Origin of the sequence: Arsukibacterium ikkense (assembly GCF_000987775.1) — a bacterium.
GTDB lineage: Bacteria > Pseudomonadota > Gammaproteobacteria > Enterobacterales > Alteromonadaceae > Alishewanella > Alishewanella ikkense.
Window position 1 is genome coordinate 81,190 of record NZ_LAHO01000015.1, and the last position, 14,355, is coordinate 95,544.

The window sequence follows — 14,355 nt, forward strand, 5'->3', positions numbered from 1 at the left end:
ATTATAGAATCCTTCGACTTCGCGGCCCTGTGGCAGGCAAAGTATGATACGAAATATGAAAAGCAGGGTGAATTGTCTACTTTCAGCGTGAAAAAATCCAATCTGATTACACGCCAGGGCTACGATACCCTGGAGCGGGAATTGCGTTATTTGTGGAAAGAAGAACGGCCGCGGGTAACCCAACAGGTGTCTGATGCTGCGGCAATGGGCGATCGGTCAGAAAATGCCGAGTATATTTACGGTAAAAAGCGCTTGCGGGAAATTGATCGCAGGGTGCGTTTTCTAACCAAGCGGCTGGAGCAGCTGCAGGTGGTTTACCCTTCTGTTAAGCAACACGGTAAGGTGTTTTTTGGCGCCTGGGTGCAACTGGAAGATGAGTCGGGCGAGTTGCGGCGCTATCAGCTGGTTGGCCCGGATGAATTTGATTTACGGCAACATAAGCTCAGTATTGATTCGCCATTAGCCCGGGCGCTGCTGGGTAAAATGCTGGACGATGAGGTGAAGGTGATGACGCCCACCGGAGAACACTGGTACAGCATCACGGCGATTAGTTACGAGGCTTTGACGACGGACACTTAATGGCCGGTTAAAAAATGTACTATACTTAAAATGGATTTTAGCTTTATGGGAGGGTCTTAAGATGAAATCCCGTCGCCAGCTATACCTGTTAGTTCCTGCTATTACGTTGTTTACTGCCTGCAGTACTGCACCGCACTATGCTATGCAGCCCGATTATGATTACATTCAAAAAGTAGAAGCATCCAGTAAATACAGCACGCATGCTGCGAGGATTTATTGGGTTAATCCGCCAGTGAAACGTGAGCTGCTTGCGGAGCAACCGCAAGACTGAAAAGTTTTGTAACACAGTTTAACCGCCATAGTAGTAACAATGGCGGTTTTTTCGTTTATAGTGAGGAAAAACAACGGAAGCTTGTGTGATGACCAGCCAGGAAACTCTGAAAATTATTGTAGTGGACGATGATATACGTTTGCGCGCTTTACTTGAGCGTTATCTGGTAGAGCAGGGCTATCAGGTACGCAGTGTCGGCAACTATGAGCAAATGCAACGGCTGATGGAGCGGGAACATTTCCATCTGGTGGTACTGGATCTGATGCTGCCGGGCGAAGATGGTTTGTCTATTTGCCGCAAGCTACGCCAGCAAAATAATGAAGTACCCATAATTATGTTAACCGCCAAGGGGGATGAAGTGGATCGGATCATTGGCCTGGAAATGGGTGCTGATGACTATTTGCCAAAACCTTTTAATCCCCGCGAGTTGTTGGCGCGGATCCGTGCCGTGTTGCGCCGTAAAAGTAAAGATTTGCCGGGCGCGCCATCGCAGGAAGAAACCGTTATCAGTTTTGGCCCCTTTACCTTTAATCTGGCAACCCGCGAGATGCGCAAGGGCGAGCAGCCCCTGCCGTTAACCAGTGGTGAGTATGCGGTTTTAAAAGTGCTGGTCAGCCACCCGCGCGAGCCGTTATCACGTGACAAGCTGATGAATCAGGCGCGCGGCCGTGATTACTCTGCCATGGAGCGCAGCATAGACGTGCAGGTATCGCGCTTACGCCGGATGCTGGAAGATGATGCCGCTAACCCGCGTTATATTCAAACTGTCTGGGGGCTGGGCTACGTTTTTGTGCCCGACGGCAGCCCTGTCTGATGCGTTTGCTACCTCGTAGCGCCTTTGGCCAAACGGTTTTTTTGATTGGTTTTTTGTTACTGATTAATCAACTGGTGTCCTATGTGTCGGTGGCGCTGTATTTTATTAAACCGACAACCCAGCAGATTAACCATCTTATTGCCAAGCAAATTAAAGTAGTGTTTCTTGATGCTGGCCAAGACACACCCGTGTTGTCTGCGGAGTTAACCCGCCGGTTTAGCGAAGCGACGGGCATTGCCGTATACAGCCAGGCAGAGGCCATGCAACACGGCCTGGCGAACGCCCGGTATTATGGTTATTTTTCTGAGCAAATGTCAGCTGAGCTCGGTGGCAAAGCAGTAGTGCATATCGAGCAGGGCGATGCTTTTGCGTTCTGGGTGCAGCCGCCACAAGCGCCACAATACTGGGTTAAAGTGCCGTTATCGGGTCTGGATGAAACCGATTTCTCACCGCTTACTTTCTACCTGCTACTGATTGGCATCTTAAGTGTGGGTGGTGCCTGGGTGTTTGCCCGCCATTTAAACCGGCCGTTAAAGTCGTTGCAGCAAGCGGCATTGCAAGTGGGCCGCGGCGATATTCCACCACCGTTAAACGCGGATAAAGGCTCAACTGAGATTATTGCCGTCATTCGGGCGTTCAATTATATGGCCGAAGGTATTAAACGGCTGGAGCAGGATCGGGCTTTGTTAATGGCTGGGGTATCACATGATTTACGCACGCCGCTTACCCGTATTCGGCTGGCCTCTGAAATGATGGCTGAGCAGGATAGTTGGATCCGCGATGGCATTATTAATGATATCGAAGATATGAATGCCATCATCGATCAGTTTATTGATTTCTTGCGGCACCATAAGCAAGAAAGCCTGCAAAGCGTTAATTTAAATGAGCTGATAGATGAGCTGGTGTTGGCCGAACAAGTTCAGCAACGGCATTTTATCACTGAACTAGACCCCAATCTGCCAGCCATTATGCTGCGTAAAATTGCGATTAAGCGGGTACTGAATAATTTGCTGGAAAATGCCTTACGCTACAGTGATGGTGATATTGAAATCAGCACAGGCTATGAAAAAAGGCGCAAGCAGGTGTATCTGGAAGTGCGGGACCATGGCCCTGGCATCCCTGAACATAAAATGGAGGCAATGTTTGCGCCCTTTACCCAGGGCGATGAAGCCCGCGGTAGTGGCGGCTCTGGTTTAGGCCTGGCGATCATTAAAAAAATCGTCGATATGCACCAGGGCAGCGTCAGTTTATTTAATCATGCTCACGGTGGGTTGGTAGTGCGGGTTTATTTGCCTTTAAAGTCGTGAGTTAAGCCATGCTGGGTTATCGCGCTTATCGTTTTTGAGCAGAGTCTCAGGATGAATGCCTCACTGCCGTCAACCATCGTTAACAGTTTTGATATTTTTATGCTTATTTTTATAGTCTTATGTCGCATTTTCTTACAATTCATAAATTACATCTGATTACATCTGTGTTAAAACCGTAATGTTGACCAATAAAGTGGTAGTCGCTTTATTGGTTATTTCGTTTAACGCTAGCTGAGAATTCAGAAGCGGTTTTACTGTGCTGGCTGTGTAATGCCTCAAAGTTAACAGTCGCCTGCCAGTGCCATAATAAATAATAAGTACAAATGCAGTACAATAGGAGTGCACCTTGGGAACCATGAATAAAGCTTTATTAGCAACCGCAGTTAGTCTTGCCATTTCGGGCACGGCTAACGCAAGTTTTGAGCAATACCGTGCTGGCTTTGGCCAAAGTGTCCATGAAGTTATTGGTAACGTTACTGTTAGCTTGAACGAACAGGAACAAGCTCCGAGCGCTTGGTTTGTCGCTCTAAAAGCACCTGCTGCAAGTGCTGCATTATTAGAATCAGGCTTTGATCAGCAGCGCGCGCAACAATATGTTGTGCAGGCAGAACAGGTGCAGCAACAAGTTACAGCAGTATTAATGCAGCTGGACACCGATGCGCAAATTTTGACGACAACTAAAAATCTGGCAGCGGGTCTGGTAGTGAACGCCTCTGCTCAGGCATTGAATGCGTTACAGCAAAACCCCTTAGTAGCATCAGTGATGCCATTGTACGACAGCGAGTTGCATGTTGCTGATAGTGCTGCCTATATCAAAGCAGTACAGACTGTGCAATCTGGCAAGGCAACCGGTGAAGGCGTACGGGTAGCGATATTGGATACCGGTATTGATTACACACACGCTGCTTTAGGTGGCGAAGGCACTGCAGAAGCCTATAGTGCAGCCCGAGCCAATACTGGCGCGGTAAGCTGGCCACAAGGCAGCGTAATTGGTGGCTTTAACTTTATAACTAATACACCTAACCCGATCGATCCTGCGAATGAGGGGCACGGTACTTCTGTTGCACATTCGGTCAATGGTGTTGCTCCAGATGTCAAATTTTACGGCTATAAAGTGTGCGCACCAGCACCTATTTTTTGTACAGGCTTAGCGCAAGTGCAGGCACTGGAAGCATCAATGGATCCAAATGGCGACGGCAATCTGGCTGACCGGGTTGATATCGTCAATATGTCATTGGGTGGCCAGTTTGGCTCTACTCAAACGCAGTCAGGCACTCAGTTTTTAATTCAGCGTGCTGCTGAGTTGGGTGTCAATATGGTGATTTCTGCTGGTAACGATGGCAATGTACCTTTTCGTGTTGGTGGTCCAAGTACTACTCCTAATGCACTATCCGTTGGTGCCATGACTCACCCTGCTGCGATGGTAGGGGCCTTTAGTAGCGCAGAGATTGAAGGTGAAGTTGTAGCGATGGTCGCGGCTGGTTTTAACCCGTCGTTTGATTTCTCCTTCAATTCAGCGGACACGCCGTTAGTGTTGGTGCCAGGTGCCTACACAGCTTGTGATGCTTTAGCAGAAGATGCTGACTTGACGGGTAAAGCCGTTTTGGTATCACGCGGTGTTTGTGCGTTCTCTGAAAAAGTACTGAACGCTCAGGCTCGCGGTGCTGCCTTTGTTATTATAGCCAATAGCAACCCAGGAGAAGCGCCGATAGTGGCTGGTGGTGATGGTGCAGGTGTCACTATTCCAACAGTAATGATTACCAAAGAAGTAGGTGATGCTATTCAAGCTATGCTGCTGGATGATATGCCAGTAAGTTATGCTATTACTTCTGAAGGCAAATCAGGTGCAGGCGCGATAGCAGGCTTTACTTCACGTGGCCCTTCAATGGATGGGTTATTAAAGCCAGAAATTACTGCACCAGGCTCCTCAATTGTTGTGGCTCGGGCTGGCACGGGTGTAGGGCTCGCTCCAGTAAGCGGTACCTCGTTCTCTGGCCCTATTACGGCTGGGGCTGCGGCCCTGGTGCGTGGTGCTCTGCCAGAGCGCAATGCGTTTGAAGTAAAAGCCACCATGATGAACACTGCCAATATGACAGTTCATCGCCAGCCAATTGAAATAAATCCTGCTGCTGCGCTAGCTCCCATCAGTATGATTGGTGCCGGCTTGGTTGATGTTGAAAAAGCAGTAAACAGCCCGGTAGCGGCTTGGGTTTATAGTGCTGAGCATAATACCCGTCAGGCAGCATTGTCTTTTGGTTTGCAGACGCTGTCTGAAGCAACGAGCATGACTAAAACCGTTAGTTTGAAAAACTTTAGTGCTCAAGCCAAGACTTACTCACTGTCAATTGCTGATCGCTTCGCTGATAAAACAGCGACGGCAGCGCTGAGCTGGCAATATCCTACGTCAGTTACTGTCCAACCAGGTCAGACCGTACAGTTTGATGTCACCGTGACAGTTAACCCCGCAAATTTACCTGAGTTTACCCTATCAAATGGCCTGACCTGGCTTCCACTTATGGCCGCGCAGATGATGGATCAGTCGGAATATGACGGGGCCTTAATCTTTAATGATACCAGCACAGCTACCGATCATGATTTGCACCTGGTATATCACTTAATACCAAAGGCAGCCGGTAAACTGGCGTTAAGCAGCGAAATGGTTGATGGTCAGGTCGCTATGAGGCTGACTAACACTGGGGTCATTGATGTTGAGCCTTTTGCTTCCGCTTTGGTAGCGGCTTCACCGGTTAACACTGCCGTGCAACCAATACATGATATCCGTGCCATCACCATGGATGTAGAACAAGCACCTTGGTGTAGCACTGGTTTTGCGCTGTATCCTACCTTTCATCTGCAAGGTGGTTTAAACCACCTGCTGCAGGGTAACTATGCGCTGGACCTGGATATTAATAATGATGGGGCATTCGATTACAGCATGAATACCTTGTTAGTAACGCGTTTAGGTGCGGCTTACAATGCTTTTCCGGGTGTAATGGTCTCCTTTAATACCCTCTTTGGTACCACTTCTGGGGCTTTAGGTGATGTCTATCACTTTGCTGGCGGTAAGCAGGTGACATTAGAGTCGTGTTTTGAGAGTGTTGGCTTAACGGCGGCGGATATTAACCGCACCATTACTGCGCGTTTTCGTACCGATAGTAACAGCTTCTCATTAAACGCTAACTTTATCGCCGACCAGCTTACTGCGACTGTACGCCTGGAGGCTTCGCCGGAAATCACGCTGGTTAATGAGTTGATGACGCCCGCTGCTGGCGTGGATAACATTGTAGAGGAGCTGGTGCCAGGTCAATCTGCTTTTGTTATGCGTAGCGAAGGTGATAACCGCAGCTTTGTTATGATGTCAGGTCAGGCTGAAGCTGTGGCGATTGCTAACTACGCTGCGCCGGTTGCTCAGCCAGTGGTTGATGCGGGTCAGATGCTAAGTGTTAACGAAAACACGGCTAATGGTTCTGTTGTTGGCCAGTTATCAGCGACCGTTGATTTCCGCACTGCGATTACTGAATTTGTAACACTGGCAAGCTCTTCGGATGCAGTAGTAGTGCAGAATGATGGATCGGTAGTAGTAGCGAATTCAGCTGTACTGGATTATGAAGCGGGGATGTCCGAAATTCAGATGGAAGTCGCTGTACTGGATGCGAATGGTGGTGTGTCTGCGCCTGTTTCAGTGACAGTGATGATTAATAACGTACCAGATGAGCAGCCAGTCGTTTCAGCAAGCTTAACGACCAGTCAGCTGCGGGTTGGTAGTGCGGCTAACACGGTATTAGGCACGGTGTCAGTTAACGTTACTGAAGCCAACGCTACCCTGGCCAGCGTCAATACGAACAATCCGTTGTTTAAAGTGGAAAATGGTCAGCTGATGTTAGCCAGAATGCCAGTTAAGGTTGATGCTCGTGTTCATACGGTAGCGATTACCGCTACTGACAGTTCAGGTATGCAAGGTTCTGCTAACGTGCAGGTTACAGTGACGAAAGGTTCGGGTGGCAGCTTCGGCTTGTTTGGTCTGTTGTTACTACCTTTAGCATTGTTGCGCCGCCGGGTTAAAAACTAATCAGAGTAATATAACAACTTATCAGATTAGTAAATGATAAATGCCCCGCAACAGCGGGGCTTTTTTATAGCTGGTTGCTGATGTTTTGCAATTCAGCGGCATTGAATTGATATTGGGTATTACAGTATTCGCAGGTCATTTCCAGTTTGCCCTCGGCAATATGCTCTTGCAGGGCGTCTTTGCCGATACTGTAAAGCGCGGTTTCACACTTTTCCCGCGAACAACCACAAACAAAGCGGATATCCTGTGTCGGAAACATTTCAACCTGTTCCTGATGAAACAGCCGATACAGCATTTTCTCTGCTGGCAGGGTCAGTAATTCAGTTGCGGTAATAGTGTCGGCCAGGATCACTAATTCCGCAAAGTCGGCGGCAGCTTTTTCGGGTTCAACGGGTAATACTTGCAGCAGCAAACCAGCGGCACTATTTTTTTCGTTAATGTCAGTATAAATGTACAAGCGGGTGGGTAGCTGCTCTGATTGGGCAAAATACCCTTCCAGGGTGCTGGTCAGGCTATCACCGGTAAGTGGAATAATGCCCTGATAACGTTCGCCCTGGCGTGGCGTAATGGTGACAATCATATAACCTTCACCAATTAGCTCCCTGAAACTGTCACCGCTTAGCTCGGCTTGCAGCCGCACTACCGCACGGAAATTTTGTTGATTATCACCATTAACAGCAGCAAATTTAACCGGGCCTTCGCCTTGCAGCTGTACGGCAATTTCACCATCAAATTTCAGGGTGGCGGTGATTAAACTGGTGGCTACCACTAACTCTGCCAGCAACTGTTTTACCGGCAGTGGGTAATGATGATTTTGCAGCATGCTGTCCAGGCTGCTGGCGACATGCACCAGTTCGCCTCTGACGTGTTTTTGCTGAAACAAAAAACGATGTAGCTTATCCGGGTTCATAGTGTCTCTCTTACTGCTTGGATTTCAAAAGTAATAATTGGCGGCGCATTTTTTTATCCGGCTTAGTGTCCGGATGCGGCGCAAACAGGCTGTTAGTTTTACGTAGTTCAGCACGCGCCTGTCGTTGCTCGGCACTGGCTGCTGTTTCCTGATACAGAGCCTGAGCCAGTGGCGCCGCCAGACGTTTCTCTGACAACGCCAGTACCTCAACCACTTTTTCATCTACGCCTTGTGCCAGCTTGATAGTGGCGCCGATCTCAACCTGGCGGCTTGCTTTGCAGCGCTGGCCATTGTAGTGTACTTTTCCGCCTTCGATCATGCTTTTGGCCAGGGCGCGGGTTTTATAAAAGCGGCATGCCCACAACCATTTATCCAGGCGAACACTGTCGTTTAGCTGCGATGTGGCTTGCGGTGTCGTCATAATTAACCTGTATGCTGAACTGAATGTGCATTATAGTGCCAAACGACTAACGAAGCGTAGCCCCGGGCTTATTATTACTGTTAGTGATTTGTAAAAATAACCGTCAGCACTTGTTGGTAGGCCGACAACTGAGTAAGATGAAACCGAATTTATTATAAGAAAGCTGAAATGAACCTGTCCTTGTCGATGCAAGATTTTAACCGCTTTAGCCAGCGCCTGCCGGTCAGTACTTTACATAAGTTACTGAACCTGATGCTGGTGCTGCTATTTGCCTGGTTGCTGGCTCGGCTTAGTTGGCAAATTGCGCCCATACCTGAATTACCCAGCCCGACGCCCTTGCAACATACGGCAGGTACTGCAGCAAGCAGATCGGCGACCAATATAGAGCAATTACTGAGTTACTCATTGTTTGGTAAGCTATCCGTTGCGCCGGTGCAGGCTGCACCTGTGGTGACAGAAGCCCCGAAAACTCAGCTAAATGTCAAACTCACCGGCGTGGTAGCACAAGGCGATCCAAATCGGGGTAGCGCCATTATTGAAAGCCGCGGCACTGAGGGGACCTATGCTATTGACGATACAATAGAAGGTACCAACGCGGTGTTAAAGCAGGTGCTGATCGACCGGGTGCTGATCCAGCAGGCCGGCCGTTTTGAAACCTTAATGCTGGACGGCATTGAATACACCAGAATGGCCCAGGCGAATGCCGGTTTAGGGCGGGAAGATAACCCGGAACCTATGTACGAAAATGAGCTGGTGGCATCCCCGCAAGCCGAGGCGCCGATGCTGGATGAAAGCGATTTAGGGATTAACCGTGACGAGCTGCTGGCAGAGCCGATGAAGTTTTTTGATTATGTCCGGGTGTCACCACAGCATCGCAACGGCGCCCTGGTTGGCTACCGGCTGATGCCTGGCAAAGACCCTGCGCTGTTTAATCAGCTTGGCTTGCAGCAAAATGACCTGGCGGTGGAAATTAATGGTATTCCACTCAACGACATGCAGCAGGCGATGCGGGTGATTAATGAATTAAGGGATGCGCGGGAAGCCGCCATTAAAATTGAACGGGATGGCGAAATCAGAGATATTCTGTTTAGTCTGTCGCAATAAAATAATTAAATAACAATTGGTTAAATTCTCATGAGATCAGGCGGTTTTTTCAGAGGCTCAGTACGTTCATTAGCGGGTTTAGTGGCCGGTGCGGTTTTAAGTTTTGCGGTACTGGCCGATACGCCTGTGCAGTATTCACCCAACTTTAAAGGTACCGATATTAATGAGTTTATTAATATTGTGGGCATGAACCTGAAAAAAACCATCATTGTTGACCCGCAGGTGCGGGGGCGCATTAATGTGCGCAGCTATGAAATGCTGAATGAAGAGCAGTACTACCAGTTTTTTCTGAATGTGCTGGAAGTGTATAGCTTTGCCGTAGTTGAAATGGAAAGCGGTATTCTAAAGGTGGTGCGTAATAAAGATGCCAAAACCTCCAATATCCCGGTGGTAGGGGATGACAACCCCGGGGTGGGCGATGAAATGGTAACCCGGGTGGTGCAGGTACGTAACGTCTCGGTACGCGAGCTGGCGCCGTTGTTGCGTCAGTTCAGCAACCAGGCCGGCGGTGGCCATGTGGTGAACTACGACCCATCCAATGTCATTATGATGACCGGTCCGGCGGCTGTGGTAAACCGGATCGTCGATATCATTCAGCGGGTAGATAAGGCGGGCGACCAGGAGCTGGAAATTCTGAAGCTGGAATTTGCCTCAGCCGGTGAAATTGTCCGCATTCTGGAAAGTATTTATAAAAGCCAGGGGCGGGCTGAACAGCCTGATTTTCTGATCCCGAAAATTGTTGCCGATGAGCGAACCAACAGCGTTATTGTCAGTGGTGAATTACAAGCGCGGCAGCGGGTGATTGAATTAGCCCGGCGCTTGGATGCTGAACTGAAAACCAGCGGCAATACCCGGGTGTATTATTTAAAGTATGCCAAAGCCGACGAATTGGTGCCGGTTCTTAAAGGCGTCAGTGAATCTATCGTCGCTGAAGTGCAGGGCGGTGCAGGTGCGGCTGGCAGTCAGGGCGCCCGCCGGACCCAAAGTTCTGGCAGAGAGATCAGCATTGAAGCCCATGGCGACAGTAACTCGCTGGTGGTGACCGCCCAGCCCGATATGATGCGCTCGTTAGAAGATGTGATTCGCCAGCTGGATATTCGCCGCGCCCAGGTGCTGGTAGAGGCCATTATTGTTGAAGTATTTGAAGGTGATGGTACTGATTTTGGGGTGCAGTGGCTGAATAAAAACGGTGGTGGTACTAACTTTACAGGCGGAAATACCATTCCGATTATTGGGGCAGCTGGGGCCGCCCTGGCAGCAAGGCCAATCGCAAATCCGCCACGGGTGGAACAATCTACTATTCCTGGCGTACCCAGTGTTATCGTTCCAGTACCGGATACTGAAGGTGATTATTCTCTTGCTGGTCAACTGTTAGGCGGTTTAAACGGGGCCATGGTAGGTTTTGTCCGCGGCGACTGGGCCGCCATTTTGCAAGCGGTACGTACCAGCAGCAACTCTAATGTGTTAGCAACGCCGCATATTACCACTATGGATAATCAGGAAGCGTTCTTTCTGGTGGGCCAGGAAGTGCCGGTGATTACCGGTTCTACCACCGGCGCCAATAACACGAACCCGTTCCAGCAGGTGCAGCGCCAGGAAGTAGGTATAAAATTAAAAGTGACGCCGCAAATTAATGAAGGCAATGCGGTGCAGCTAACCATCGAGCAGGAAGTGTCCAGCATTGGTGGTGCTACTGCGGTCGATATCACCATTAATAAACGTGAAATCCGAACCACAGTGATGACAGATGATGGTGCCACTGTAGTACTGGGCGGCTTAATTGATGAAGATATCCAGGAAAGTGAATCTAAGGTGCCATTCTTGGGTGACATTCCTATTTTGGGCCATTTATTCAAGTCGACCAGCGTCACCAAACGTAAGCGTAACCTGATGGTGTTTATTAAAGCGACCATAGTGCGTGATGGCTCGGCGATTAGCGGCATCAGTAAGCAAAAATATAACTATATCCGCGCCGAACAGATGAAGCGCGATGATGAGGGCATTCGCTTGATGCCAATGACCAGACAGGCAGTACTGCCAGAGTGGGATGACTCGCTGACCCTGCCGCCTACTTTTGACCGCTTTATGCAAGAGCAGCAACAGCAGCCGGCAGTGGAGCCACAACCGGCGGCCGGGACGCGCGACTAATGGCAGAACTGGTAGCGGAAGAAGAGGTTAAGCCGGTTAGCAGCCGTATCCGGCTGCCGTTTGGTTTTGCCAAACGCCATGGTGTGTTGCTGCAGCAACAGCAAACTGGCTGGCTGTTGTATGTGCAACCGGCTACCCGGCCAGAAGCGCTGCTGGAAGTGCGCCGTCTGCTGGCTGAGGGCTTTACCGTAACCTCACTGTCGGCCACGGAGTTTGAAGCGCTGCTCGAAGCCAGTTATCAGCGTGATTCCTCGGAAGCGCAGCAGCTAATGGAAGACATCGGCAACGAAGTTAACCTGGCGTCCTTAGCCGATGATATCCAGGAAACTGAAGACTTACTGGAAAACGAAGACGACGCGCCCATTATTAAGCTGATTAATGCCATGTTGGGCGAGGCGATTAAATTAGGTGCGTCTGATATCCATATTGAAACCTTTGAAAAAGCCCTGATCATTCGCTTTCGGGTGGATGGCTTATTGCGTGAGGTACTGCGGCCCAACCGGCGCTTGTCCAGCTTACTGGTATCGCGCATTAAAGTAATGTCGAAAATGGACATTGCTGAGAAGCGGGTGCCGCAGGATGGCCGCATCAGCCTGCGGATTGCCGGGCGGGCGGTGGATGTGCGGGTCTCCACTATGCCATCAAGTCATGGTGAGCGGGTGGTGTTGCGTTTACTGGATAAAAATAACTCCCACTTAAACCTGGCCGATTTAGGCATGACCCTGGCGGTGCAGCAGGCTTTTTCGAAACTGATTTTAAAACCGCATGGCATTATTCTGGTGACCGGCCCAACCGGCTCCGGTAAAAGTACTACCTTGTATGCAGGCTTAACGGAAATTAATACCAAAGACCGCAACATCCTGACTGTCGAAGACCCGATAGAATATGAGCTGGAAGGGGTGGGGCAAACCCAGGTCAATACCAAGGTGAGTATGACCTTTGCCCGTGGGCTCAGGGCGATATTGCGCCAGGATCCAGATGTGGTGATGGTGGGTGAAATTCGCGATTTGGAAACCGCACAAATCGCAGTGCAAGCCAGTTTAACCGGCCACTTAGTATTATCGACGCTGCACACCAATACCGCTGCAGGGGCCATTACCCGGCTGGAAGATATGGGGGTAGAAGCGTTTTTACTGTCATCCAGTTTACTTGGTGTGTTGGCGCAGCGCTTGGTACGCACCTTGTGCAGCCACTGTAAAGAGTTACACGAGCCAGACAAAGAAGAGCGTAACTTACTGGGCATATCCAAAAAAGAAGGCCAGCAGATTTTCCGGGCCAAAGGCTGTGAGCATTGCAACTTTACTGGTTATCGTGGCCGGACCGGTATTCATGAGTTGCTGCAGGTAGATGAAACCATTCGTGAGATGATCCATAACGGCAAAGGCGAACAGTCGATTGAGAAATACGCCAGAGCGCATTGCCCCAGTATCCGGGTGGATGGCTTTAGTAAAGTATTAGCCGGCGAAACCACCCTGGAAGAGGTATTGCGGGTAACCCGTGAGGATGTGTAATGGCCGCATTTGAATATCAGGCGCTGGACTTACGCGGCAAAAAAAATAAAGGCGTGTTAGAGGCTGATAATGCCCGCCATGCCAGGCAGCTGTTGCGTGAGCAGAAACTGCAGCCACTTAGCGTTGAACTGGCATCAGAGCAGGAAAAGCTGGTGGCCTCGGGCCGTAAATGGCTGAGTAGGAAAATTTCTGCCACAGAGCTGGCGTTAATTACCCGTCAGCTGGCAACCCTGGTGGAAGCGGCATTACCGATAGAAAGTGCCTTACTGGCTGTCGCCGAGCAATGTGAAAAGCCGCGTTTACAAAATATGATGATGGGTGTGCGCTCCAAGGTAGTTGAGGGTTACACCCTGGCAGAGGGGCTGGCCGAATTTCCGCATGTGTTCGACCATTTATTTCGATCAATGGTGGCTGCGGGAGAAAAATCGGGCCATCTGGAGCAGGTGTTAAACCGGCTGGCTGATTACACCGAGCAGCGCCAGTATATGCGCAGCCAGATCTTACAGGCATTGCTTTACCCCATTATTTTAACCGGTTTTGCGGTGTTGGTGATCAGTATTTTATTAGCGGCGGTGGTGCCGAAAATTGTGGGTCAGTTTGAGCATATGGGCCAGTCGTTGCCTGGCAGTACGTTGTTTTTGATTGCGGCCAGTGATTTTATCCGTAACTACGGTATTTTACTGGTGGTGGCCATTATGCTGCTGGCGGTAATGTGGCAGCGGGCGCTGCGTAAACCTGAACTACAATATCGTTGGGACAGGTTTACGTTACGGCTGGGAATGTTTGGTAAAGTGAGCCGTGGCCTGAATACCGCCCGCTTTGCCCGCACCTTAAGTATTCTTAATGCCAGTAGTGTGCCGCTGTTAGAGGCAATGCGAATTAGTGCCGATGTGCTAAGCAACAGCTATATGAAAGAAGCCGTAGCCGAGGCTACAGGTCGGGTGCGGGAGGGTACGTCGCTACGCAATGCCCTGGAGCAAACCAAGATGTTTCCGCCAATGATGCTGCATATGATAGCCAGTGGCGAAAAAAGCGGCCAGCTCGATGGCATGCTTGAACGTGCCGCCAACGCTCAGGATAAAGAGTTCGAGTCGTTGGTCACAGTGTCGTTAAAAGTATTTGAACCCGTGCTGGTGTCGGTGATGGCGGGCATGGTGTTGTTTATTGTTATGGCAATATTACAACCAATTTTAGCGTTAAATAATATGGTAGGTGGATAAC

General features: G+C 49.7%; 11 protein-coding genes. 9 read left to right on the forward strand and 2 right to left on the reverse strand.

From position 1 onward, the window contains the following. Nucleotides 1-72 precede the first annotated feature (72 nt). The 5 genes from greB to WG68_RS14950 all read left to right on the forward strand — a co-directional run bounded on the left by greB (nt 73) and on the right by WG68_RS14950 (nt 7,040). The gene (gene greB, locus WG68_RS14925; protein ID WP_200897611.1) at nt 73-579 is read left to right on the forward strand and encodes a transcription elongation factor GreB; all 507 of its coding nucleotides are present in this window, start codon (nt 73-75) and stop codon (nt 577-579) included. A gap of 61 nt (nt 580-640) precedes the next feature. Then, nucleotides 641-850 carry a hypothetical protein gene (locus WG68_RS14930; RefSeq protein WP_046558513.1) on the forward strand — a complete coding sequence of 70 codons (210 nt, stop codon included), beginning with the start codon at nt 641-643 and terminating at the stop codon, nt 848-850. Between the two features lie 88 nt (nt 851-938). Then, nucleotides 939-1,664 (forward strand): osmolarity response regulator transcription factor OmpR, encoded by a 726-nt coding sequence (gene ompR / locus WG68_RS14935; RefSeq protein ID WP_046558514.1) that lies wholly within the window; start codon nt 939-941, stop codon nt 1,662-1,664. After that, nucleotides 1,664-2,971: a two-component system sensor histidine kinase EnvZ gene (gene envZ / locus WG68_RS14940; RefSeq protein ID WP_046558515.1), complete on the forward strand. Its 1,308-nt coding sequence runs from the start codon at nt 1,664-1,666 to the stop codon at nt 2,969-2,971. The genes ompR and envZ overlap by 1 nt, the downstream gene beginning before the upstream one ends. Before the next feature lie 355 nt (nt 2,972-3,326). Then, nucleotides 3,327-7,040: a S8 family serine peptidase gene (locus tag WG68_RS14950; protein WP_046558517.1), complete on the forward strand. Its 3,714-nt coding sequence runs from the start codon at nt 3,327-3,329 to the stop codon at nt 7,038-7,040. Nucleotides 7,041-7,104: 64 nt separating this feature from the next. Here the strand turns inward: WG68_RS14950 and hslO are convergent, their stop codons facing one another. After that, complete coding sequence (hslO, locus tag WG68_RS14955; RefSeq protein ID WP_046558518.1) at nt 7,105-7,950, reverse strand: Hsp33 family molecular chaperone HslO; 846 nt, start codon at nt 7,948-7,950, stop codon at nt 7,105-7,107. Nucleotides 7,951-7,960: 10 nt separating this feature from the next. After that, the gene (hslR, locus tag WG68_RS14960; RefSeq protein ID WP_046558519.1) at nt 7,961-8,371 is read right to left on the reverse strand and encodes a ribosome-associated heat shock protein Hsp15; all 411 of its coding nucleotides are present in this window, start codon (nt 8,369-8,371) and stop codon (nt 7,961-7,963) included. Between the two features lie 168 nt (nt 8,372-8,539). Between hslR and gspC the strand changes: the two genes are divergently transcribed. Genes gspC through gspF form a run of 4 tightly spaced genes read left to right on the forward strand, consistent with a single transcriptional unit; the run spans nt 8,540 to nt 14,354 of the window. After that, the gene (gspC, locus tag WG68_RS14965; RefSeq protein WP_235357750.1) at nt 8,540-9,475 is read left to right on the forward strand and encodes a type II secretion system protein GspC; all 936 of its coding nucleotides are present in this window, start codon (nt 8,540-8,542) and stop codon (nt 9,473-9,475) included. A 30-nt stretch (nt 9,476-9,505) separates the two neighbouring features. Further along, a complete protein-coding gene (gene gspD, locus WG68_RS14970) occupies nt 9,506-11,623 on the forward strand; it encodes a type II secretion system secretin GspD (protein ID WP_052749125.1) in 2,118 nt (705 codons plus the stop codon). After that, entirely contained in the window at nt 11,623-13,134 is a 1,512-nt protein-coding gene (gspE, locus tag WG68_RS14975) for a type II secretion system ATPase GspE (RefSeq protein ID WP_046558521.1), read from the forward strand. Before gspD ends, gspE begins: the two co-directional genes overlap by 1 nt. Next, on the forward strand, nt 13,134-14,354 hold the full coding sequence (gspF, locus tag WG68_RS14980; RefSeq protein WP_046558522.1) for a type II secretion system inner membrane protein GspF: 1,221 nt from the start codon (nt 13,134-13,136) through the stop codon (nt 14,352-14,354). The genes gspE and gspF overlap by 1 nt, the downstream gene beginning before the upstream one ends. The last annotated feature ends 1 nt before the right edge of the window (nt 14,355 follow it).

What these genes read in the sequence shown, in the direction of transcription:
- WG68_RS14950 (WP_046558517.1), top strand. Translation starts at nt 3,327, where the DNA reads ATGAATAAAGCTTTATTAGCAACCGCAGTTAGTCTTGCCATTTCGGGC.
- hslR (WP_046558519.1), bottom strand. Translation starts at nt 8,371, where the DNA reads ATGACGACACCGCAAGCCACATCGCAGCTAAACGACAGTGTTCGCCTG.
- gspD (WP_052749125.1), top strand. Translation starts at nt 9,506, where the DNA reads ATGAGATCAGGCGGTTTTTTCAGAGGCTCAGTACGTTCATTAGCGGGT.
- envZ (WP_046558515.1), top strand. Translation starts at nt 1,664, where the DNA reads ATGCGTTTGCTACCTCGTAGCGCCTTTGGCCAAACGGTTTTTTTGATT.
- gspC (WP_235357750.1), top strand. Translation starts at nt 8,540, where the DNA reads ATGAACCTGTCCTTGTCGATGCAAGATTTTAACCGCTTTAGCCAGCGC.
- ompR (WP_046558514.1), top strand. Translation starts at nt 939, where the DNA reads ATGACCAGCCAGGAAACTCTGAAAATTATTGTAGTGGACGATGATATA.
- hslO (WP_046558518.1), bottom strand. Translation starts at nt 7,950, where the DNA reads ATGAACCCGGATAAGCTACATCGTTTTTTGTTTCAGCAAAAACACGTC.
- gspE (WP_046558521.1), top strand. Translation starts at nt 11,623, where the DNA reads ATGGCAGAACTGGTAGCGGAAGAAGAGGTTAAGCCGGTTAGCAGCCGT.
- gspF (WP_046558522.1), top strand. Translation starts at nt 13,134, where the DNA reads ATGGCCGCATTTGAATATCAGGCGCTGGACTTACGCGGCAAAAAAAAT.
- WG68_RS14930 (WP_046558513.1), top strand. Translation starts at nt 641, where the DNA reads ATGAAATCCCGTCGCCAGCTATACCTGTTAGTTCCTGCTATTACGTTG.